Raw genomic sequence first — 19,483 nt, 5'->3', positions numbered from 1 at the left:
GGCATAAGACCCTTTGCGGGGCCGCGACGGTGACATTGTCACGCGCGGCCCTCACGGGGGCGTGAGATGTCACCCTTGTGGATGGCGGGCCACACGGATCGCCTCGGTCAGGGCGGCTTTGTCCAGCGCGCCGGGATAGATCATGCGCCCCGCCACAAAACCCGGTGTGCCGAACAAACCCAAACCGCTGGCCTGCCGGTCATTGCGCGCCAGTACGGCGTCGATCTTCTGGCGGGCGCTCTGATAGCCCGCCTGCGCCTTCGGCACGGAAACGCCCGCCGCGTTCAGGGTTTTGTCGACCTGTGCATCGCTCAACCGTCCTTTGGTGGCCATCAGGGCTTCAAGGGCGGTGGCATAGGCGCCGTTTTCCTGCGCGCCCAGCACCAGCCGTGCAGCCCGCAGCGAGACCGGCCCGAAGACCGGCCAGTCCTTCATGACAACCCGCAAACCGCGATCTTCGGCCATCACCTCTTCCAGAACGGGGTGGTTCTTTTTACAGAAGGGGCATTGGTAATCGAAAAACTCCACCAGAGTGACATCGCCCTGCGGGTTGCCCAAAGCGGGGGCATCGGGGTCGTGGAAGACCATCTGCGGGTCAAGCGCCCCTGTTTCGGCTTCGGCCTTGGCGGCGGCGGGCAGGACCATTGCGGCCCCTGACAGGATCAGGAAATTTCGACGGTCGATCATAGGGCGGCTCCTTTGCTGGGGATCGGATCTTGGGGATGGTGCGGCAGGGGCGTGCCGGGCGGGACGGTGCCCTTGCCGCTTTCGGCCTGCGAGAGCACCACGACATGGGTGCCCGATTTGACCCGTGCGGCCAGATCGACGATGTCTTGGTTCCAAAGCCGGATGCAGCCCGCCGAGGTCGCCTCGCCAATGCTCCACGGCTGCATGGTGCCGTGGATGCGGTAGAAGGTGTCGCGATTGCCCTTGTGCAGATAGAGCGCCCGCGCCCCGAGCGGGTTTTCCAGCCCGCCCTCCAGCCCGTCTTTGACCGGCCCGTAAAGCTGGGGGTTATCGTTGATCATGTTCTGGGTGGGCCGCCAGCTGGGCCAGTCGCGCTGATAGGGGATATGCGCCTCACCGGTGAAACCGCGCCCTTCCTCGCCCACGGCCACGGTATAACGCAGGGCGCGGTTGTTCTTTTGCACGAAGTAAAGTTTGCGCGCCCACGGGTCGACGATGATCGTGCCGGGCGCCTCCTCCGTCCAGTAATCGACCTCCTGACGGGCTTTCTCGGCGGAAAGATATTTCGGGTCCACCGCAGGGATGACGCGCGTGCCATCCTGCTCGGCCCCGTATTTCGCAAGGACATCGGCAGGCACCGCAGGGGCGGGCGGTGTGGCGGAGGGGTCCGGTCTGGGCGCACAAGCGGCCAGAAAGGCGATACAGATCAGGGCAAGCCCTGTAGGGGATCGGGTCATCTTGGGATCTTTCATTTGAAAAAGGGGGGATCAGGCGCAGGCCTGTGCCGTTGGGGCCCGGGCGGGGGCCACTAGGAGGGATGCGCCGCGAGTGCGCTGTGCAGTTGGTCTGCGGTGATCTCGCCCAGCAGCCGCGTCTCGCCCTCGGGGGTGACAAAAATCATGGTCGGCGGGCCGATCACCGCAAGCTGCGTCATCAGGGCCTGACGGTTCTGGTCAAGGTGGCTGACATCCACGACCAGCCGCTGCCAGTTCTGCAGGGCGTGACGAATGGCTGGGTCGGTCAGAACCTTGCGGTCGATGGTCCGGCAGGATGTGCACCAGTCGGCGGTGACATAGATCAGCGTCGGAAGACGGGTCTGCCGGGCGTGGGCCAGCGCGGCGTCCAATGCCTCCGGCGTGCCAATCGCCTGAAACGCCGCCGCCGCGTCTTCGGTCAAGGGCCTTTCGGTCCGGCCCTGTAGCGCGGCCAGCGGTTGCAGGGGGTCCGTGCCGCCCAGTGCGGCCCCGACCCCCTGCAGCGCACCGCCGCAAAGGGCGATGGCCGCCAGCGCATTGCCCATGCCGGCGCCGCGGCCCAGCAGGCTGCCGCCAAGGCCCAGCAGAAGCACCGCCCAAAGCGCAAGCGTCAGTGGACCGGGCAGGATGCGCCCCAGCAACCAGATCGCGAGGGCCAGAAACAGCAGCCCCATCGCGCGGTTGACCAGCCCCGTCCACGGGCCCATTCTCGGCAGGATACTGGCCCCGAACAGCCCGACGGCCAGAAGCGGCATGCCTTGCCCGAGCCCCAGCGCAAAGAGCGCCCCCATGCCAAGCACGACATCCCCGCTTTGCGCGATATAGAGCAGGGCTCCCGCCAAAGGGGCGGTGACACAGGGGCCGATGATCAGGGCCGACGAGAACCCCAGCAGGGCCGCGCGGGCCGGAGATCCCGGTCGTGGCGCGATCTGCCCGACCCGTGCGGCCAGTGCCTGCGGCATTTGCATGGTGAACAGACCGAAGCTGCCCAAGCCCAGCAACACAAAGACCCCCGCCATCAGCCCGACCGCCAGCGGTTGTTGGAGCAGGATCTGCAGATTGGCCCCCGAAACGGCCGCCACGGCGCCGATCAGCGCAAAGGCCAGTGCCATTGCCAGCACATAGACCGTGGCAAGGCCCAATCCGCGCCGCGGCGTGATACCCTGTATGCGGGTGCCGATCATGGCTGCGACAATCGGCACCATCGGCAGCACGCAGGGGGTAAAGGCCAAAGCCAGCCCGAAGCCGAAAAACGCGACCACCACCCAGAGCGCGCCGCCCGACTGCCCCAAAGAGGCCACCAGCCCCGAGGCTTCTTTCGCCGGAATGCCGGTCTGCGCAGTGTCTGCCAATGCAGGGGCTGTGGGCGGAAGGACTGCCTGCGGGGTTTCTGTTTGGAGCGGCCCTGTCGGGGGGGAGGCCGAGGCTGCGGGCGGAACCACCTGACGCGCCTGCGGCGGATAGCATAGCCCTGCTTCCTCGCAGCCCTGCCAACTGAGGGTTGCGGTATGATTGACTGGGGCGAAAACGACGCGGGCATGGTTCTGCCAGATCTCGACCTGCCCGAAATTCGGGTCCTGCTTGCTTTGGGTCGGGCTGGCCTCCACCCGAGGCGCATCAGGGCTTAGCGTCAGCCTGTCCCCATAAAGGTAATAGCCTTTGGCGATGTCCATCGTGACAATCAGCCTGTCCCCCTGCCAGCGGGTTTGCACCCCGAACGCCTGATCGGGGGGCAGGGGCTGGGCGCGCGGGGTCAGGCTGTGCCGCAGATCCGGCTGGGCAGAAGCGGCGGTGCCAAGTGCGACAGTCAGCGTCAGGGCAATGGCCAGAAGGGACGGAGTGTGTTTCATAAGGGGCAGACAGGAAATCCACCTTAAGTCAGTCTTAAGGTTGGTGCCGCCCCTGACGCCAAAGGAGACATCATGCGCTTACTTGTGGTTGAAGATGATCATGTGCTGGCCGACGGGCTTGTGGCAGGGCTGAGGATCGCGGGGTTTACGGTGGATCAGGTCGCCACGCTGGAGGATGCGCGCCATGCGCTGGCCGGCATTGCCTATGCCGCGCTTGTGCTGGATCTGATGCTGCCGGACGGTAGCGGGCTGGATCTGGTGGCCGAACAGCGCAGGCGGCACAATCAGGTGCCGATCCTGCTATTGACCGCCCGCGATCAGGTGGCCGACCGCGTGGCAGGGCTGGATTGCGGGGCGGATGACTATCTGGGCAAACCTTTCGAGCTTGACGAACTGGCCGCGCGGTTGCGTGCGCTGATGCGCCGCTCGGACGGGCGGGCCGAAGCGCAACTGCAGGTGCAGGGGCTCTGTCTCTTTCCGGCCGAGCGGCGTGCGGTCTATCTGGACCGCGAGCTGTCCCTGTCGCGGCGCGAATATGCGGTCTTGCTGGCGCTGGCCGAACGCCCCGGGCGGGTGCTGGCGAAATCCGATCTGGAGGACCGGCTTTATGGTTGGGGGGAAGAGATCGAGAGCAACGCAGTCGAGGTGCATATCCATCATCTGCGCGCCAAGCTCGGGCGCGGGTTCATCGAAACCCTGCGCGGCATCGGTTACCGTATTCGCCCCGAGGAGGGCCGGTCATGTCGATAAAGCTCCGGTTGTTCCTGATCCTCACGGCCTCGACGCTGATCGTCTGGTTCTCGGCGGTGGTCTGGATCGAACATGTCACCCGTGCGCAGGTGGAAAAGGTGCTGGACGCGCGGTTGATGGAAGCGGCGCGGATGGTGGCCTCTTTGGTCGAGAGCAGCGATATGCGCAGGGGTGACAGCGCTCAGACGGCGGGGGCACTGTCGAGGGGGGCACAGGCGGCGGGGGGACAGGCGGCGGGGGCACTCCTGACGGGAGCGGGGTATACGCAGCAGCAATTCTGCCAGATCTGGTCGCTGAGCGGGCAGATGATCGGACGCTCGGAAGATGCGCCGGACGGGCGGCTTCTGTCCTTTGACCAGACCGGCTTTCACGATGTGACCAGTCAGGGCAAGGCGTTGCGGGTCTATGCGATCGTCAATCCCGATCTGCGGGTGCAGGTGACGGTAGGCGATAGCCTCGAGATGCGGGACCGGCTGGTGCATGGCGTGGTGGAAGGTCTGGCCCTGCCTGCCTTGGTTGTGCTGCCCCTGATGGGCGGGCTGATCTGGTGGTCGACAGGGCGTGGGCTAAAACCGCTGGAACGTCTGGCCAAGGCGCTGGGGCACCGTCATATCGATGATGCGGGCCAGATCCCGCAGCAACCCGCCACGCCGCGCGAAATCCGTCCGGTGATTGCCGCGCTGAACGATCTTCTGGCACGGCTCCATCGGGCGCGACGGCGCGAGAAGGATTTTGTCAGCTATGCCGCGCATGAGATGAAGACCCCCTTGGCGGGGCTGAAGATGCAGGCCTATGTCGCGCGCCATGCCCCTGACGAGGCCGCGCGGCTTCATGCGCTGCAGGCGATCGAGTATTCGGTGACCCGCACGGACCGGATGGTGCGGCAACTTCTGGATCTCGCGCAGATCGAGAACCGCCCGCTGGAACCCGCAGCACTGGATCTGGCGGCACTGGCGCGCGAGCAGATGATCTCGCTGACCGATATGGCGGATGCGAAAGGGGTGGGCTACGCCTTGGAGGCGCCCGAGCGGCCGATGATCCGCAGTGATGCTGTCCTGCTGGGGCTGGCCATCCGCAATCTGGTGGAAAACGCGATTCATGCCACAGCCGCCGGGGGGCAGATCGGCGTGGAGGTCTGCCTGCGGCCCGAGGGGGTTGAACTGGCCGTCTATGATGGCGGGCCGGGGCTGCCGCCGGAGCTGGCCGGAAGGATTGGCGAGAAATTCCTGCGCCCGTCCGCTGCTGGCGGATTGGGCAGCGGGCTGGGGCTGGCCATCACATCGGATGCCCTCGCGCTTCTGGGCTGTCGTCTGGTCTGCGCGCAGACGGCGCGGGGCCATAAGATGAGCTTCCTGCTGCCGCCCGTCCACTCCGGCGTCGGCCTCTGACCTCGGGTTTTGATCTCAGGCTCTGGATGTGGCGCGGGCGGCAAGGACCATGCCGCAGAATACCAGCGCCAACCCCGTCAGGAACAGAAGTGACAGCCGGTTTGCCAGCAGCAGCACCGACGCCGCAATGCCGATCAGCGGCACACCCAGCGTGACATTCGACATGGCGAATGCCGAGATGCGGCGGCCATAATCTGCCGCGATCACAAAGCACAAAGAGGTGGCGACAGGGCCGATAAAGACCAGCATCCCGACCAGAGACAGGCTCCAGCGGATCTGGCGGGGTGGGCCCTCAAGCCAGAAGGCCCCAAGACCAAGGCAGAGCGCCGCCAGCGCCATCTGCCACGGCGCAAGGGCCAGCGGGCTGCTGTGCCAGCGGTGACGGCGGATATGCACGATGACCCCCGACCAGCAGATCGCCCCGATCAGCAGGAAGCCCGCCCCCATGAAGGCATCGGGCTGCGTCCAGTCGGTTTCCAGCGGCGAACAGACCAGCGCGATGCCCGAAAGGCCAAGCCCCAAAGCGACAAGCTGGGCGCGGCTCGGGCGCTGGCGCAACATCACAGCGCCCAGAAACACGGTCCAGAGCGGGGTGGTATAGGCCAGCAGCACCGCATGGCTGGTATCGGTCACCGTCATGGCGATCATCCCGAGACCGGTGAACACGGTCATCTGCAACAGGGCGATGCTGAGCACGATCGGCAGGTCGGCGCGTTTGGGCCATGTGATCGCGCCCCGCACGGCCGGCACCGCAAACAGGCATAGGGCGGCAGAGCCGAAGCGGAATGTCGCCAGCCAGAGCGGCGGGATCTCTTGCAATGCCATCTGGGTCGCGGGCCAGCTGAGCCCCCAAAGCAGCACCATCATCCCCAGAGCGCCCCCCGTGCGCGACAGATCGGAGGGTGGAAACAGGCGAAGGGCTGGGGAACTGAGCATGGGATATCCGGTGTGACTGGTTCGGCCCATCTTTTCGTATCATCGCGGGTGAAGCTGTTCTTTCTTGCTGCGGAATGGCGGTTTATAGGTATATCTCACCGCTTATCTGCCAATGAGGGAAAAATTGAACCGCAAGCCCGAAGATCTGGATATGGCCAGCCTGCGCATTCTCGAGGCGCTGCAACAGAATGCGGAACTCAGCACGGCCGAGTTGGCCGCCCATGCACATCTGTCTGCCTCGCCCTGCTGGCGGCGGGTGGCCGATATGCGCGAGAAAGGGGTGATCCGTGGGTCGGTCGCATTGGTTGATCCGGTGAGCCTTGGCTTGCTGGTCAATGTGTTCGTGCATGTGACGCTGGAAAAGCAGGAGAAAAAGACGCTCAAGACCTTTACCGATGCCATCCGGAACCGGCCCGAGATCATGGAATGCTATCTGATGACCGGTTCCGAGGATTTCATGCTGCGCGTCGTGGTCGAGGATCTGTTGCGCTATCAGGATCTGGTGATGAATTTTCTTACCCAGATCCCCGGTGTGGCCAATATCCGCTCCAGCTTCGCGCTGGATCAGGTGAAATACACCACCGCGCTACCGACCAATCACCTGAAGACCTGAGCGTTATTGTGCAGCCAGTTGCGGCTCTGGTTCCGGTTGGGGGCGGCGCACCCATGCCGAATAGTCACCGCCCTCCGGCAGGGCACGGGCACGGGCGCTGATCTCGGCACTGGCGCGGCGGGCCTGCATCGAAGGGGCGGGGTCCAGCACGCCCAGACGGTCGAGATATTCGGGCAGGCGTCCCGAGAAAATCAGATCGCTGCCCAACGGCAGGTCGGCATCCAGCGTCTTGGCCAGCCGGTAGACGGTTGTCGTGCAGTTTGCGGTGATCGTATTGTAAAAGGCAGGCTTTTCCTCAAGCTGTTGCGCCAGGTCGATATAGGACAGGAACAGCGTGCGGCGTTGTGCAGCGGTCAGGTTCACAGGATAGAGGCTGACCGTTTCCTGCCGGTAATTCGTGCGCAGCTTGACGATATCCTCTTCGGTGGCGGCAATCAGCACCATTTCGAACTGCCGGAAGAACCCGCCCAGCTCATTGAAACTTTCACCGGCCTCGCGGCGGATTTCGACAGAGAAGGCGACCTCGCGCCCGTCGGCAAAGCCGAAACTGACGATGAGATGGGCGATATCGGGATTGTCCCAGACCGATGTCAGCATATCCACCCGTTCAAGCTGGGTCAGGTCATATTCCTGCGTGATCCAGCGCGGTGTCGCGGTGTCGCGGGTTTTCCAGTCGAAATCGCGGATATTGGCCAGTTGGACCAGATCGCCGTTGCGGCGGGCGATCACCCCGCGCGATACCTCCGGAGCCCAGTCGCGGTCCTGACGGGGCAGGATCGTGCTATACCATCCGGCCATGATGCAGGCCGCGGCCAGAAAACCGGCATAGGCCCAGCGTTTGCGCCATAGGCGCAGCCCCCAGAGACCGCAGGCGGCCCCGCCCAGAAGACAGAGCGCGGCCACCCGCAGCGGTCCGTCCAGATGGAACCAAAGGGCGCAGGCGCTCCAGCCGGTGGCAGCCAGAAGAACAAGGCTGAAACAGATGATACGAAAGGTTTTGAGAAAGAGGGTCATGGGAACCACCATCGGCTGGAGCAAGCCACCAGCCCGTTGACGGGCCGGCAGCTATCGGGATCAATCGTGTTGCGAGCTTTCGGACAGCAGGCGCTCGGTGCGGGCATCCTCGAGCTTGTTATAGATCCGGTCGGCTTCTTCCTTGTCGCGCAGGGCTTTGGTGATCGAGGCGGTCGAATAGACCAGCATGATGGCCGCCATGCTATAGAACCCTTTCGCGGCAAAGCTGGCCTCAAGAGAGTAAATCCCGCCAGCCATCATGATCGCGGCCAGAGCGAAGTTGAAATAGGTGAAGTAGTTCCAGGCTTTCGAAGCATGCGGGATGTAATTGTTCATGGGTCTGTTCCTTCGGTAATAAGGGTTATTGGGCTTTGGCTTTCAGGCGGTCAAGGACCGCCGAGGCCGAGGATTTCTGGGCAGGGCCACAGCCTGCGGCGGCCAGCCTGTCGCGGGTGCTTTCGGCCTCGTTGGGCAGCGACAGCGCGGCAAGGGCGGTTTCGGTGCTTTCGGTCAGGGACTGGCGGTCCTGCAGACGCTTCAGCGTCGCTTCGGCTTCGGCGATCGAGGAGACCACACCGGCAGGGGCCGCGCCACGCAGGCGTTGGGTGCGGTCGGTGGCCTCGGCCAGTTGCTTGCCGCGTTGCAGGGCGCGCAGGCGCTGTTCCGCAAGCGACATCTCTTCCCGCAATTTCCGGATCTGCGCGGTATAGGTCGCAATCGCCTGCTGGCTGACGGCGCGCTCCTCTTCAAGCTGGGCAATCACCTCGGCGGCCTCTTGCGCCAGATCCAGCTTGTCTTGGGCCAAAGCCGCACAGGCACGGGTTTCCAGATCGGCCAGTTGCGCTTCGATCCGTTCGGCATTCGTTTTCTCGCGCTCGGCATAGGCCATCGTCACTGCCACAGAGCGCTTGGCGGCCTCCAGCCCTTGGGTCGCATCGCGCAACTGCTGGCGCAGGATGGACATGGCATTGGCATCGCTCAGGGCTTCGGCCGCATCATGGCTGCGGGCGCGAACGAGCGTGCTGATAAATTTGAACATCGAAGACCTCGTTTCTTTCTTATCTGACGCGGGGTGCGCCGTGGGGCGCGTTGACTTGCATTCGTTTTTCGTTATGAACGCTGTTCATGAGGACTGTTTACGAGAGTCGTGAACGATGTTCAAGTCCTTTTGTGAACGATGTTCAAAAAAATTCGAGGACCTATGAACAAAGACGCAAAACGTGAAGATCTGAAGCAGCGCCTGATCACAGCCGCCGAAGACCAGATCAGGGAGCATGGTCTGGGCGGGCTGAAGGCACGGGCCGTAACCGCACAGGCGGGATGTGCTTTGGGGGCGCTATATAATGCGGTGGAAGATCTCGACATGCTCGTGCTGCACGTCAACTCCAAGACGCTGGCGCGTCTGGGGCAGGAGCTTGCGCAGGCGGTGCGGCCCGATATGACGGCCAAAGCGGCCCTTCTGGCTCTGGCGCATGCCTATGTGGCTTTTGCTACGCAGAATGAACGGCTGTGGATTGCGCTGTTCGAGCATCGTCTGCCCGAGGGGCGCGACATCCCCGACTGGCACAAACAGGACCACGAGCAGTTGATCGCGCAGATCAACGGCCCGCTGTCGCAACTGGTGCCGGGACTGAGCGGCGATCAGCTCTCCATGCGTGGGCGCACCCTTTTTGCAGCAGTGCAGGGGGTGGTGCATCTGTCGTTCAAGGGGCGGTTCGTCGGCGTCCCGCGCGAGCATCTGCAATCCGAAGTGGCGGCTTTGGTGACCGCGCTGGTCGGGTAGGGCGTCTTTCCGGCCCCTGCATTTTGTGGCCCCGGCATCCTGTGCGCCCGTTCCGGCGGGCGCGCCTCTAGCCTGCTACATGGGTCAGCAGCAGCGAGCTTTCCGAGTTGATCACCCCGGGCACCTCGCGAATCGCACGCAGCACCTTGTCGAAGGACACAAGGGTGTCGGTGCGGATATCCACCACCAGATCCCATGCCCCGTTGGTTGACCATACGGTGCTGACGCCGTTGATCCGCGAGAGCGTATGCACAACCTGCCGCGACATGCGGCCTTGCAGCTCGACCATCGTGATGGCGCGCACCCCGCCTTCCACATCCACATCGGTTTCAATGGTAAAACGGCGGATGCGCCCGCTGGCCTTGAGGCTGTCAAGCCGCGCCTTCACCGTGGTGCGCGACAATCCGGTGACCTGCGCAAGCTCGGTAACCGACATGCGTGCATTGTCGCGAAGGGCGGAGATCAGCGCGTGGTCGCTGGCCGAAATATCCGCCCCGAGGATGTCACCATTTTTTCGTAAACTCGTCATTATGCCCATCAGTATTTTCAAAATGATCAGATATACTTTCTATATGGTCAATTTAATTGTCAAATAAGATATTTTCCTGTGCATGATTTACAAAAGATTTGACGAAGAGGGGACGAGACAATGTCCAGAACCTGCGCCATCCTTGGCGCGCCGATTGAAACAGGCGCATCGCAGCGCGGTTGTCTGATGGGGCCTGCAAGCCTGCGGACTGCCGAAATTGATTCCGAGCTACGCGCGCTTGGTTGGGATGTGACGGATCTGGGCGATGTCACCATTGCGCCGGTCGCACCGCAGACCCATGCCAATCCGGCGCTGCACCATCTGGCCGAGACCTCGGCATGGATTACGGCCCTGCAGAAAGCGGCATTCGAAGCAGGCAAAACCTGTGATGTTCCGATCTTTCTGGGCGGCGACCACTCGATGGCGGCAGGCACCGTGCCGGCTATGGCGCGTCGTGCCGCCGATGAAGGGCGTCCGCTGTTCGTGCTCTGGCTGGATGCGCATCCCGACATGCATACGCTGGCAACCACCGAAAGCGGCAACCTGCATGGGACGCCTGCGGCCTATTTCACGGCGCAGGAAGATTGCGAGGCCTATCCGGCTTTGGGCCATGCCGTTGATCCCGCCAATATCTGCATGATGGGGATCCGCTCTGTCGATCAGGCCGAGCGTGAGCGCATCAAGAAGATCGGTCTGGAAGTGCATGACATGCGCGCCATCGACGAAACCGGTGTGCTGCCGCCGCTGCAGGCCTTCCTTGAACGGGTGAAGGCGGCCAATGGTATGCTGCACCTGTCTTTCGATGTCGATTTCCTCGACCCGTCGATCGCACCGGCGGTCGGCACCACCGTGCCCGGTGGCGCCACCTTCCGCGAAGCGCATCTGATCATGGAAACGCTTTGCGACAGCGGGCTTGTGACCTCGCTCGATCTGGTCGAGCTGAACCCGTTCCTCGACGAACGCGGCCGGACGGCCGTGCTGCTATGTGATCTCACGGCGAGCCTGTTCGGCCGCCGCGTAATGGACCGTATGACAAGGAGTTTTGGCTGATGACACTCGCGCCTTCCGCATTGGCCTATGTGCCGTTCGTTTCCGTAGAAAATATGATGGGCCTCGTGAACCACATCGGAATCGAAGATTTTCTGAAAGAACTGGCCGTCTATATTGAAGAAGACTTCAAGCGCTGGCCGGAATTCGACAAGACCCCGCGCGTGGCATCGCATGTGCCCGGCGGTGTGATCGAACTGATGCCGACGGCAGACAAGTCGCTTTACGGCTTCAAATATGTCAACGGCCACCCCAAGAACACCAAAACCGGCCACCAGACCGTGACCGCATTCGGCGTTCTGTCGGAAGTCACGACGGGCTATCCGGTGCTGCTGACCGAAATGACGGTGCTGACCGCGCTGCGCACGGCGGCCACCTCGGCTCTGGTGGCAACCTATCTGGCCCCCAAAAACGCCTCGGTGATGGCGATGATCGGCAATGGCGCGCAATGCGAGTTCCAGGCGATGGCGTTCCGCGCGCTCTGCGGGATCAATACGCTTCGCCTGTATGACATCGATTCGAAAGCGACCGAAAAAGCGCAGCGCAACCTTGTGGCGCGCGGCTTCGAGGTGGTGACCTGCCGTTCGGCGCAGGAAGCTGTGGAAGGCGCGCATGTCATCACGACCTGCACCGCAGACAAACAATATGCCACGATCCTGACCGACAACATGGTCGGCGCGGGTCAGCATATCAACGCCATCGGCGGCGATTGCCCCGGCAAGACGGAACTGCATCGCGACATCCTGCTGCGGTCCGACATCTTTGTGGAATATCCCGAGCAAACGCGCATCGAGGGCGAGATCCAGGCCTTGGATGACGATTATCCGGTGACCGAGCTGTGGCAGGTCATGCGCGGCGAGATCCCCGGCCGTCGCGATGCGAAACAGCTGACGCTGTTCGATAGCGTGGGCTTTGCCATCGAGGATTTCTCGGCGCTGCGTTACGTGCGCGACAAGGTTGCGGGCACCGCGTTCTCCGAGCGCCTCGACATGCTGGCAGACCCCGATGATCCGCGTGATCTGTTCGGCATGGTCACGCGCGCCGAAGTGGCCCCCGCGAACTGAGCCTGCGCGCCCCGCACCCGCATCAGGGCGACATCCTGTGCATGCGGTGAGGGGCGAAAGCGTTCACAACCTGCGTTGTCGCCTGAAATTTCCGGCTGCAACGCCCCGAAAAGGGCTGGAGGATTCCATCCTCGGGTCCTAAACCACAACAGCCCCGCAATAGGGGCGTCAGACAGGGGCCCGCCTTTCGGGCCTAGACAGGGAATTAGTCGATGATGCCAGACCTGCCCGAAGGGGCGCGCCTTCCCAAATTGTGGGAAGCGGTGTTCTCCTTGCTTTCGCTTACCGTCGGAATCGGTGTTTCAATCGTGCTCTACGGGCTCGACCCGCAAGTGCCCATGTTGCTGGGGGTCATTGCCGCCAGCCTGATCGGGGTGCGGGCAGGGTTCAAATGGCATGATATCGAACAGGGCATGGTCCGTGGCATCTCGAATGCCCTGCCCGCAATCATGATTTTGCTGGTCGTGGGGATCTTGATCGGCGTCTGGATCCTTGCCGGTGTGGTGCCGACGCTGATCTATTACGGGCTGACGGTGCTGTCGCCCAGCGTCTTCCTGCCCGCGACACTGGTGATCTGCTCGATCTCGTCACTGGCCACCGGTTCCAGCTGGGGCACGGCAGGGACCATCGGCGTGGCACTGATGGGGGTCGGGGCCGGTCTGGGCTTCCCGCTGCCCATCGTTGCAGGGGCCGTCCTGTCGGGGGCCTATTTCGGGGACAAGATGTCGCCGCTGTCCGATACCACCAATCTGGCTCCGGCGATGGCGGGCACCGACCTGTTCACCCATATCCGCCATATGACCTACACCACCGGCGTCACCATCACCCTGACGCTGCTGATCGAGATCGGTCTGGGCCTGCATTACAGCGCGACCGCCGTCGACCTGACCCGTATCCAGACCATTCTCAGCACGCTTGAACAGAACTTCACCATCTCGCCGATCCTGCTTCTGCCGCCGGTGCTGGTGATGCTGGTCAGCTATCGCAAACTGCCCGCCATTCCGGGGATTACGGTCGGGATTCTGGCCGGTGCCCTGTGCGGTGTCATTTTCCAGGGCGCGGATTTCGCGCATCTGATGACGGTCTCGTTCAACGGGTTCAGCGCAAGCACGGGGGTCGAGGATGTTGACAGCCTTCTCTCGCGCGGCGGGATGCAAAGCATGCTGTATACCGTGTCGATCATCCTCGTTGCGATGATGTTTGGGGGCGTGATGGAACGTACCGGCCAGATCCGTGTCGTGGCGCTGCATATCCTGTCGCGGGCGAAATCGACCGGTTCGCTGATCCTGTCCACCGTTCTGACCGCAGTCGGCGCCAATCTGGTGCTCTGTGACCAGTATATGTCGATCGTGATCAGTGGCCGCAGCTATGCCGATGCCTACCGTGCCCGTGGGCTGGCACCGCAGAACCTGTCGCGCGCCATCGAGGATAGCGGCACGGTTACCTCGGTTCTGGTGCCGTGGAACTCCTGCGGGGCCTATCAGGCGACCACGCTGGGCGTTGCGACGCTGGCCTATCTGCCCTTCACCTTCTTCTGCTGGCTCTCGCCGCTGGTGACGGTGCTGTTTGGCTATATGGGCTGGACCATCACCCCGCTTGCCAAGGACGAGGCCGAGCCCGTTGCTGCCGAGGGCGCCGAGCCCGTGGCCGAGGAAGCCTGAGCAAGCCACGATCCGGTCAAACGGACGCAGAACAGGCGGGGATCTCCCCGCCTGTTCTCATTTGGGTTACTCTCATTCGGGCGGCGGGAGGCCCGAGCCCCCTGCCTGAAGAGATAGGGCCCTTGCCGCACACCCGAGGCCCGTCACCGGAAGGGGCGGATATAAAATTGCGGGCCCCGCTTCCGGCAGGGCCCGCAACTCGGGGAAAGGCAGGGAAGGCGGGCGGTCTAGCCCTGTGTGGTGATAAAGCTGCGCTGTTGATAGGCCTGCAATCCGGCTGGTCCCAATTCGCGCCCGATGCCGCTGGCGCGGAAGCCGCCCCACTGGCTTTGCGGCAGGATGATCTGTGGCGCGTTGACCCAGATATGGCCTGCGGCGATCTGGCTGGCTATCCGCTGGCCGCGCGCCGCGTCGGCGGTCACCACCGTCGCGGCCAACCCGAATTCCGTATCATTGGCCAGCGCGATGGCCTCATGCTCCGATGCGGCCTGCCGGACAGACAGGATCGGCCCGAAGAGTTCCGCACGCCAGAGGAAGCTGTCTGTCGGCACATCCGCATAAACCGTCGGCGCGACGAATTGTCCGGCCAGATCCGTGCGCGCGGCACCGCCAGTCAGACATCGCGCGCCTTCGGCCTTGGCGCGGGCGAAATGCTCCAGCACATGGCGGTATTGCGGCGCAGTGGTGATCGGCCCCATCTGTGCCCCGTCCGGCGCGCCAAGGCGGCGCGCCCGCGCGCCCTCGACCACGGCATCAATCAGATCCGGCGCGATCGGAGCCTCGACGATCAGCCGCGAGGTGGCCGAACACATCTGGCCCGCATTCATGAAGATCCCGTCCAGCACCAGCTCTGCCGCCCGCGCCGGATCGGCATCGGCCATGACCACAATCGGGGATTTGCCACCCAGCTCAAGCGAGACCGGCACGATCCTGCGCGCGGCGGCTTCCATCACCTGCGCGCCCACGGGGTTCGAGCCGGTAAACGACAGTTTGGCAATCTGCGGATGGTCGCAAAGCGCCTGCCCGACCTCGGCAAAGCCCGTGAGAATGTTCAGCACACCGGCGGGCAGGCCCATTTCGGCCGCGATATCGCCATAGACCAGTTCGGCCAGCGGTGTCATCTCCGAGAGCTTCAGCACCACGCTACAGCCCGCAGCCAGCGCCGGGGCAATTTTCCATGCGCTTGTCACCAGAGGGAAATTCCACGGCACGATAAGCCCGACCGGCCCCACAGCATGGGCAAGCCCCCGCCCCGTCAGCCCGTCCTCCGACAGATCCTGCACAGGGGCGGGACTGTCCAGCGCGCGCGCCAGTCCCGCGTAATAGTCAAAGCAGGCCGCCGCATCGGCCAGATCCAGCTCGGCCTCGGCGCGCGGTTTGCCATTATTGCGCATCTGCAACGCCACAAGCGCCGCATGGCGCGCCCGCAACCCTTGGGCAAAGCCCTCCAGAACCTGCGCCCGCGCAGCCCCTGTCAGAGACCGCCATGCGGGAAATGCCCGCGCGGCGGCGGCGCAGGCCATGCCGGTCTGGTCACGATCAGCGGCACCGATACGGGCAAAGATCTCGGAGGTCGCGGGGTCCATCACCGCGATCCGTGCCTCGGCATGGCCTTCATGCCAGAGGCCATCAATGAAAAGCGGGCGGGGCCGGTGGGTAAGGTCGGTCATGCGTTATCGGTCTTTCGGGAAAAGGACGGGCGGCCCTGTGGCATCGCATCTGCCACAGGGCCGCGCTTCGGGGTCAGCGGCGCGCGGGCAGGGCGCAGAGCATCTCGTAGAGCAGATTGGCCGCAATCACGGCGGTGTTGCCCGAGGGGTCATAGGGCGGCGAGACCTCGACCAGATCGCAGCCCACAAGATTGAGCCCCGCACATCCACGCACGATTTCGTAGGCCTGCCATGTCGACAGACCGCCCGGCTCGACAGTGCCCGTGCCCGGTGCGAAGGCCGGATCGAGACTGTCGATATCGAAGGACAGATAGACCGGCGCATCGCCCACGCGGGCGCGCACCTCTTCCATCAGGGGCTTGAGGGACTGGTACCAGCACTCTTCGGCCTGCACCACGCGCCAGCCCTGCTGGCGGCCCCAGTCGAAATCATCCGCCGCATAGCCTGTCGCCCTGAGCCCGATCTGGGTCACGCGGTCATTCAGCAGGCAGCCGTCTTCCCATGCGCGGCGGAACGGGCAGCCATGCGCCACCGTTTCGCCGAACATGTCCTCGTTGGTGTCCGAATGGGCATCCACATGGATCAGCGCAACCGGCCCGTGTTTCTTGCGCATCGCGCGCAGGATCGGCCATGTCAGCGTATGATCGCCGCCCAGGGTCAGCGGAATGGTGTCATGGGACAGGATCTCGTCATAGAAGCTTTCGATAATCCCGATGGATTTCTTCAGATCGAATGTATTGATCGGGACATCCCCGATATCGGCCACCTGCATCCGTTCGAAAGGGGCCGCCCCCGTGGCCATGTTATAGGGGCGGATCATCCGGCTTTCATCGCGGATCTGGCGCGGGCCGAAACGGGTGCCCGCGCGGTTCGAGGCGCCGATATCCATCGGGATTCCCACGAAACAGGCGTCCAGACCCTTGGCGCTGTCCTGAGCGGGCAGCCGCATCATCGTGGCCGGTCCGCCAAAGCGCGGCATCGTGTTGCCTCCCAGCGGCTGGTTGAACGCAGAAGAATTAGTCATGACGTGGTCCTTTACGGTCGGAAATACTGCGATAGCCGCCTTTGCCTGCCGGAATGACCCAAAGCACCGAAAGCAGGAGGTGGCAGAGGAAGGCGGCCATGAAGGCGGGGATCGAGGCCGAAAACGCGGTGAACACAGCGTTGCCGACAAGGGCATAGGGGTCGAAAAGCGCGGCATAGGTGGCAATCCCTGCGGCCAGAGCGACCAGCGGTGCAGGGTTGATGCCCGCCCAGAAGTGATAGCGCCCCTGCGGCCCTGTGGTATAAAGCGCCTCCAGATCGACCCATTGCCGCCGCAGGATATAGTAATCGGCAATGACAATGCCGATGGCCGAGATCAGCACGGCCTGTGTCCATGCGACAAAGACGAAGAAGCGGTCATAAAGCTCGCTGGCGGTGAACAGGATCAGCAGCGCGCAGATGGCGAACATGGCCCCCGTCAGGGCGGTCCAGCCGATCCGCTGGGTCCAGCTGCCCAGATGCTGGGTAAAGGTCTGCGCGCCCGAGAAGACGAAGCTCGACATGCTGGTGAGGTTGGCGAAGGCCAGAAAGGCCAGCAGGACCGCCCCCACGGCAGGGCCGACAATCGGCAGCATCCACACGGTCGGGTCGCTATCGCCCATCACCAGCGCCGCCGTCAGCCCCACCATCTGCGCCAGCACCGCTACCGGCACCAACCCGATGAAACTGCCCCAAGTGGCGCTGCGCTGGGTTCTGGCACCGCGGGCGATATTGCCCACCGCGCACCACCAGCCCGCACCGGCGGCAATATTGAGTTCGATGGCCAGCATCAGGTTGGTGGCGTGGCTTGCGGCGGGGTCGATGGGGGCTGCGGCCACGATTTCGGCCCAGCTATGCTGTGTGAAGATCATCGCGAACAGGATCGCGCTCATCACGATCAGGCCCGGTGCCACAAAGCGGTTGAGAAGCCGCACGGCCTTGTCGCCCTTGGCCACGATCAGCCATGCAAAGGCCAGAGCCGCAAAGGCAAAGCCGGTGATCACGGTGGTGTTGCCGCTCAGATCGGTGCCGCCGATATAGCTGATCACCTGTGTCGAGGCGCGTCCGAACATCAGCGCCAGAATGGTGGTCCAGCCCAGAATGAAGGGCGCGATCAGACCGATGGCCAGCACCAGCACACCGATTGCGCCGTAAATGGCCCGCTGCATCACGAAATGCTCGGTGCCCCATTTGCAGGTCATGATCGCCGAGGCCATCATCATCACGACCGCGCCGAGGATATTGCCCACGAGCATTGTCCAGAGCCCGTCATAGAAGCCGACAAAAAGGGCGGTCACACCGCCAAAGAGAAAAGCCCATGTGGCGATGGCCAGCCCGCTCTGGACCCAGACGAAATCCAGAAGGCCCCAGCTGCGGTCTTCGGCCAGCACCGGAAGACAGTCGCGCATCGCCCCGTGATGGGCGTCGGGCAGGGCAGAGCGGGACGGGAGGGAAGATGCCGATGTCATGCGCGCCTCCCTTACAGAACCAGCGCCGCCAGAAGGGCGAGGGCGGTGATCGCGAAAAGGACGAGCCAATCGGCTTTGGGCAGCGGGCGCAGGGCGGGGTCGGTTGCGGCCTCTTGCTGTTTGCGCTCAAGCCGATAGCTCAGCTCGGCCCGCATCTCGGGGGAAAGTTTCATACCATTATCCTGTTGCATGATGATGTCTTGACCGCAAAGCGGCGCATCATCTTTGTCATTGAGAGCTTCGGGCTATCAGCTCTGCCGACAGGGGGCTATCATTTGCGGACGAAAGAATTCATAGATAAACATCAATGCTTATTTTCGGGGGTCCGATGCTAACTGACCTGACAGGGGCAGATTTACGCGCTTTGCACGTATTTCAGACGATTTGTGCATGCGGAAGCTTTGCCGCGGCTGAACGAAAGTTAGATGTCCGGCAATCCACCATCAGTGTGCAGATCGCCAATCTGGAGCGCCGTCTGGGGTTCCGGCTGTGCGACAGGGGGCCCGGCGGGCTGCGCCTGACCGAGCGGGGGCGCACCCTTCTGGAGGCCAGCGCGCGGCTTAATCTGGCGGTGGAAAGCTTCACCCAGACGGCCGCGGCGCTGACCAACAAGACCGTGGGCACATTGCGGCTGGGGCTGATGGACCATCTGTCGAACACGCCCAGTTTTTCGGTTTCGAGACTGCTGCGCGGCTTTCACGAGCTTGCGCCCGAGGTCAATTTGCAGGTGGTGCAGGATATCCAGTCGGTGCTGGTGGACCAGATCCTGAATAAAAGTCTCGATATGGCCATCGGGGCGTTTCCGGCGTCGGATGCACAATATGACCGCCTGCCGCTTTATAAAGAGCGCCAGTTTATCCATTGCGGCCCGCTCCACCCGTTTTTCAAGGATGCGCCGCAGGACTATGATGCCGAGACGTTGGAAGCGCAGCGATGGGTGCGCCGGAGCTACCGGCTGGACCCCGAAGCGGGTTTCCCGCTGGCCTTGGGGCCTGCCGCCGCCACGGCAGCCAATCTGGAAGCGGTGGGGGTGATCCTGAGTGCGCTGCCGGTGCTGGGCTATCTGCCCTCGCATGCAGCGGCCTCTTTCGTGACCCGCAACGAGATCCGGCGCGTGACGGATAACTATTCGGTCACCTTCGAGGTCTCGCTGATCTCGCGGGCTGGACAGCGCGACACCGCCGCGATGCGCCATCTGCGCGATCTGGCCGTGCAGGCCAAGAAACGGCGTTGAGGCCGCGCGG

General features: G+C 63.4%; 20 protein-coding genes. 8 read left to right on the top strand and 12 right to left on the bottom strand.

What is annotated here, in order from left to right; genetic code table 11:
- Positions 1-69 precede the first annotated feature (69 nt).
- The 3 genes from RPE78_RS17215 to dsbD form a co-directional block, all read right to left on the bottom strand.
- A complete protein-coding gene (locus RPE78_RS17215; RefSeq protein ID WP_330629318.1) occupies positions 70-687 on the bottom strand; it encodes a DsbA family protein in 618 nt (205 codons plus the stop codon).
- The gene (locus RPE78_RS17210) at positions 684-1,424 is read right to left on the bottom strand and encodes a L,D-transpeptidase (protein ID WP_330629317.1); all 741 of its coding nucleotides are present in this window, start codon (positions 1,422-1,424) and stop codon (positions 684-686) included. Before RPE78_RS17210 ends, RPE78_RS17215 begins: the two co-directional genes overlap by 4 nt.
- Before the next feature lie 71 nt (positions 1,425-1,495).
- On the bottom strand, positions 1,496-3,292 hold the full coding sequence (gene dsbD / locus RPE78_RS17205) for a protein-disulfide reductase DsbD (RefSeq protein WP_330629316.1): 1,797 nt from the start codon (positions 3,290-3,292) through the stop codon (positions 1,496-1,498).
- A 72-nt stretch (positions 3,293-3,364) separates the two neighbouring features.
- Between dsbD and RPE78_RS17200 the strand changes: the two genes are divergently transcribed.
- Complete coding sequence (locus RPE78_RS17200; RefSeq protein ID WP_330629315.1) at positions 3,365-4,042, top strand: response regulator transcription factor; 678 nt, start codon at positions 3,365-3,367, stop codon at positions 4,040-4,042.
- Positions 4,033-5,430 (top strand): ATP-binding protein, encoded by a 1,398-nt coding sequence (locus RPE78_RS17195; RefSeq protein ID WP_330629313.1) that lies wholly within the window; start codon positions 4,033-4,035, stop codon positions 5,428-5,430. The genes RPE78_RS17200 and RPE78_RS17195 overlap by 10 nt, the downstream gene beginning before the upstream one ends.
- Before the next feature lie 15 nt (positions 5,431-5,445).
- Here the strand turns inward: RPE78_RS17195 and RPE78_RS17190 are convergent, their stop codons facing one another.
- Positions 5,446-6,366, bottom strand: a complete 921-nt coding sequence (locus tag RPE78_RS17190; RefSeq protein WP_330629312.1) for a DMT family transporter — start codon at positions 6,364-6,366, stop codon at positions 5,446-5,448.
- A gap of 151 nt (positions 6,367-6,517) precedes the next feature.
- Between RPE78_RS17190 and RPE78_RS17185 the strand changes: the two genes are divergently transcribed.
- Entirely contained in the window at positions 6,518-6,979 is a 462-nt protein-coding gene (locus RPE78_RS17185) for an Lrp/AsnC family transcriptional regulator (protein ID WP_330629634.1), read from the top strand.
- A gap of 3 nt (positions 6,980-6,982) precedes the next feature.
- On the opposite strand, the gene RPE78_RS17180 is transcribed toward RPE78_RS17185, so the two are convergent.
- The 3 genes from RPE78_RS17180 to RPE78_RS17170 are packed head-to-tail and all read right to left on the bottom strand — an operon-like array spanning position 6,983 to position 9,032.
- Complete coding sequence (locus RPE78_RS17180) at positions 6,983-7,993, bottom strand: DUF4105 domain-containing protein (RefSeq protein ID WP_330629311.1); 1,011 nt, start codon at positions 7,991-7,993, stop codon at positions 6,983-6,985.
- Positions 7,994-8,053: 60 nt separating this feature from the next.
- Complete coding sequence (locus RPE78_RS17175; RefSeq protein WP_330629310.1) at positions 8,054-8,329, bottom strand: YiaA/YiaB family inner membrane protein; 276 nt, start codon at positions 8,327-8,329, stop codon at positions 8,054-8,056.
- A 25-nt stretch (positions 8,330-8,354) separates the two neighbouring features.
- Positions 8,355-9,032: a PspA/IM30 family protein gene (locus RPE78_RS17170; protein ID WP_330629309.1), complete on the bottom strand. Its 678-nt coding sequence runs from the start codon at positions 9,030-9,032 to the stop codon at positions 8,355-8,357.
- 162 nt (positions 9,033-9,194) lie between these two features.
- Between RPE78_RS17170 and RPE78_RS17165 the strand changes: the two genes are divergently transcribed.
- Positions 9,195-9,776, top strand: coding sequence for a TetR/AcrR family transcriptional regulator (locus RPE78_RS17165; RefSeq protein WP_330629308.1), 582 nt, complete (start codon positions 9,195-9,197; stop codon positions 9,774-9,776).
- Positions 9,777-9,843: 67 nt separating this feature from the next.
- Here RPE78_RS17165 and RPE78_RS17160 read toward each other — a convergent pair whose 3' ends face one another.
- On the bottom strand, positions 9,844-10,305 hold the full coding sequence (locus tag RPE78_RS17160; RefSeq protein ID WP_330629307.1) for an Lrp/AsnC family transcriptional regulator: 462 nt from the start codon (positions 10,303-10,305) through the stop codon (positions 9,844-9,846).
- Between the two features lie 120 nt (positions 10,306-10,425).
- Between RPE78_RS17160 and rocF the strand changes: the two genes are divergently transcribed.
- From rocF to nhaC, 3 genes are all read left to right on the top strand, one after another.
- The gene (rocF, locus tag RPE78_RS17155; protein WP_330629306.1) at positions 10,426-11,355 is read left to right on the top strand and encodes an arginase; all 930 of its coding nucleotides are present in this window, start codon (positions 10,426-10,428) and stop codon (positions 11,353-11,355) included.
- Positions 11,355-12,416 carry an ornithine cyclodeaminase gene (locus RPE78_RS17150; protein ID WP_406721707.1) on the top strand — a complete coding sequence of 354 codons (1,062 nt, stop codon included), beginning with the start codon at positions 11,355-11,357 and terminating at the stop codon, positions 12,414-12,416. The genes rocF and RPE78_RS17150 overlap by 1 nt, the downstream gene beginning before the upstream one ends.
- A 212-nt stretch (positions 12,417-12,628) precedes the next feature.
- The gene (nhaC, locus tag RPE78_RS17145; RefSeq protein ID WP_330629305.1) at positions 12,629-14,077 is read left to right on the top strand and encodes a Na+/H+ antiporter NhaC; all 1,449 of its coding nucleotides are present in this window, start codon (positions 12,629-12,631) and stop codon (positions 14,075-14,077) included.
- Between the two features lie 227 nt (positions 14,078-14,304).
- Here nhaC and RPE78_RS17140 read toward each other — a convergent pair whose 3' ends face one another.
- From RPE78_RS17140 to RPE78_RS17125, 4 genes are all read right to left on the bottom strand, one after another.
- On the bottom strand, positions 14,305-15,747 hold the full coding sequence (locus RPE78_RS17140; protein ID WP_330629304.1) for an aldehyde dehydrogenase family protein: 1,443 nt from the start codon (positions 15,745-15,747) through the stop codon (positions 14,305-14,307).
- Positions 15,748-15,820: 73 nt separating this feature from the next.
- Positions 15,821-16,771 (bottom strand): agmatinase, encoded by a 951-nt coding sequence (gene speB / locus RPE78_RS17135; protein ID WP_330629303.1) that lies wholly within the window; start codon positions 16,769-16,771, stop codon positions 15,821-15,823.
- Positions 16,764-18,239, bottom strand: a complete 1,476-nt coding sequence (locus RPE78_RS17130; protein ID WP_330629302.1) for a cytosine permease — start codon at positions 18,237-18,239, stop codon at positions 16,764-16,766. Before RPE78_RS17130 ends, speB begins: the two co-directional genes overlap by 8 nt.
- Before the next feature lie 11 nt (positions 18,240-18,250).
- Positions 18,251-18,412: a hypothetical protein gene (locus RPE78_RS17125; protein WP_330629301.1), complete on the bottom strand. Its 162-nt coding sequence runs from the start codon at positions 18,410-18,412 to the stop codon at positions 18,251-18,253.
- 134 nt (positions 18,413-18,546) lie between these two features.
- Here RPE78_RS17125 and RPE78_RS17120 point away from each other — a divergent pair, with 134 nt between their 5' ends.
- On the top strand, positions 18,547-19,473 hold the full coding sequence (locus RPE78_RS17120; protein WP_339109863.1) for a LysR family transcriptional regulator: 927 nt from the start codon (positions 18,547-18,549) through the stop codon (positions 19,471-19,473).
- Positions 19,474-19,483 lie beyond the last annotated feature (10 nt).

Source organism: Thioclava litoralis (assembly GCF_045278885.1).
Classification (GTDB): domain Bacteria; phylum Pseudomonadota; class Alphaproteobacteria; order Rhodobacterales; family Rhodobacteraceae; genus Thioclava; species Thioclava litoralis.
Note: the sequence above shows the minus strand (reverse complement) of the source record. Positions and strands in the feature narration are given on the sequence as shown.

Coding starts and splice junctions, on each gene's coding strand:
- RPE78_RS17215 (WP_330629318.1), bottom strand. CDS start 687: ATGATCGACCGTCGAAATTTCCTGATCCTGTCAGGGGCCGCAATGGTC.
- RPE78_RS17210 (WP_330629317.1), bottom strand. CDS start 1,424: ATGACCCGATCCCCTACAGGGCTTGCCCTGATCTGTATCGCCTTTCTG.
- dsbD (WP_330629316.1), bottom strand. CDS start 3,292: ATGAAACACACTCCGTCCCTTCTGGCCATTGCCCTGACGCTGACTGTC.
- RPE78_RS17200 (WP_330629315.1), top strand. CDS start 3,365: ATGCGCTTACTTGTGGTTGAAGATGATCATGTGCTGGCCGACGGGCTT.
- RPE78_RS17195 (WP_330629313.1), top strand. CDS start 4,033: ATGTCGATAAAGCTCCGGTTGTTCCTGATCCTCACGGCCTCGACGCTG.
- RPE78_RS17190 (WP_330629312.1), bottom strand. CDS start 6,366: ATGCTCAGTTCCCCAGCCCTTCGCCTGTTTCCACCCTCCGATCTGTCG.
- RPE78_RS17185 (WP_330629634.1), top strand. CDS start 6,518: ATGGCCAGCCTGCGCATTCTCGAGGCGCTGCAACAGAATGCGGAACTC.
- RPE78_RS17180 (WP_330629311.1), bottom strand. CDS start 7,993: ATGACCCTCTTTCTCAAAACCTTTCGTATCATCTGTTTCAGCCTTGTT.
- RPE78_RS17175 (WP_330629310.1), bottom strand. CDS start 8,329: ATGAACAATTACATCCCGCATGCTTCGAAAGCCTGGAACTACTTCACC.
- RPE78_RS17170 (WP_330629309.1), bottom strand. CDS start 9,032: ATGTTCAAATTTATCAGCACGCTCGTTCGCGCCCGCAGCCATGATGCG.
- RPE78_RS17165 (WP_330629308.1), top strand. CDS start 9,195: ATGAACAAAGACGCAAAACGTGAAGATCTGAAGCAGCGCCTGATCACA.
- RPE78_RS17160 (WP_330629307.1), bottom strand. CDS start 10,305: ATGACGAGTTTACGAAAAAATGGTGACATCCTCGGGGCGGATATTTCG.
- rocF (WP_330629306.1), top strand. CDS start 10,426: ATGTCCAGAACCTGCGCCATCCTTGGCGCGCCGATTGAAACAGGCGCA.
- RPE78_RS17150 (WP_406721707.1), top strand. CDS start 11,355: ATGACACTCGCGCCTTCCGCATTGGCCTATGTGCCGTTCGTTTCCGTA.
- nhaC (WP_330629305.1), top strand. CDS start 12,629: ATGATGCCAGACCTGCCCGAAGGGGCGCGCCTTCCCAAATTGTGGGAA.
- RPE78_RS17140 (WP_330629304.1), bottom strand. CDS start 15,747: ATGACCGACCTTACCCACCGGCCCCGCCCGCTTTTCATTGATGGCCTC.
- speB (WP_330629303.1), bottom strand. CDS start 16,771: ATGACTAATTCTTCTGCGTTCAACCAGCCGCTGGGAGGCAACACGATG.
- RPE78_RS17130 (WP_330629302.1), bottom strand. CDS start 18,239: ATGACATCGGCATCTTCCCTCCCGTCCCGCTCTGCCCTGCCCGACGCC.
- RPE78_RS17125 (WP_330629301.1), bottom strand. CDS start 18,412: ATGAAACTTTCCCCCGAGATGCGGGCCGAGCTGAGCTATCGGCTTGAG.
- RPE78_RS17120 (WP_339109863.1), top strand. CDS start 18,547: ATGCTTATTTTCGGGGGTCCGATGCTAACTGACCTGACAGGGGCAGAT.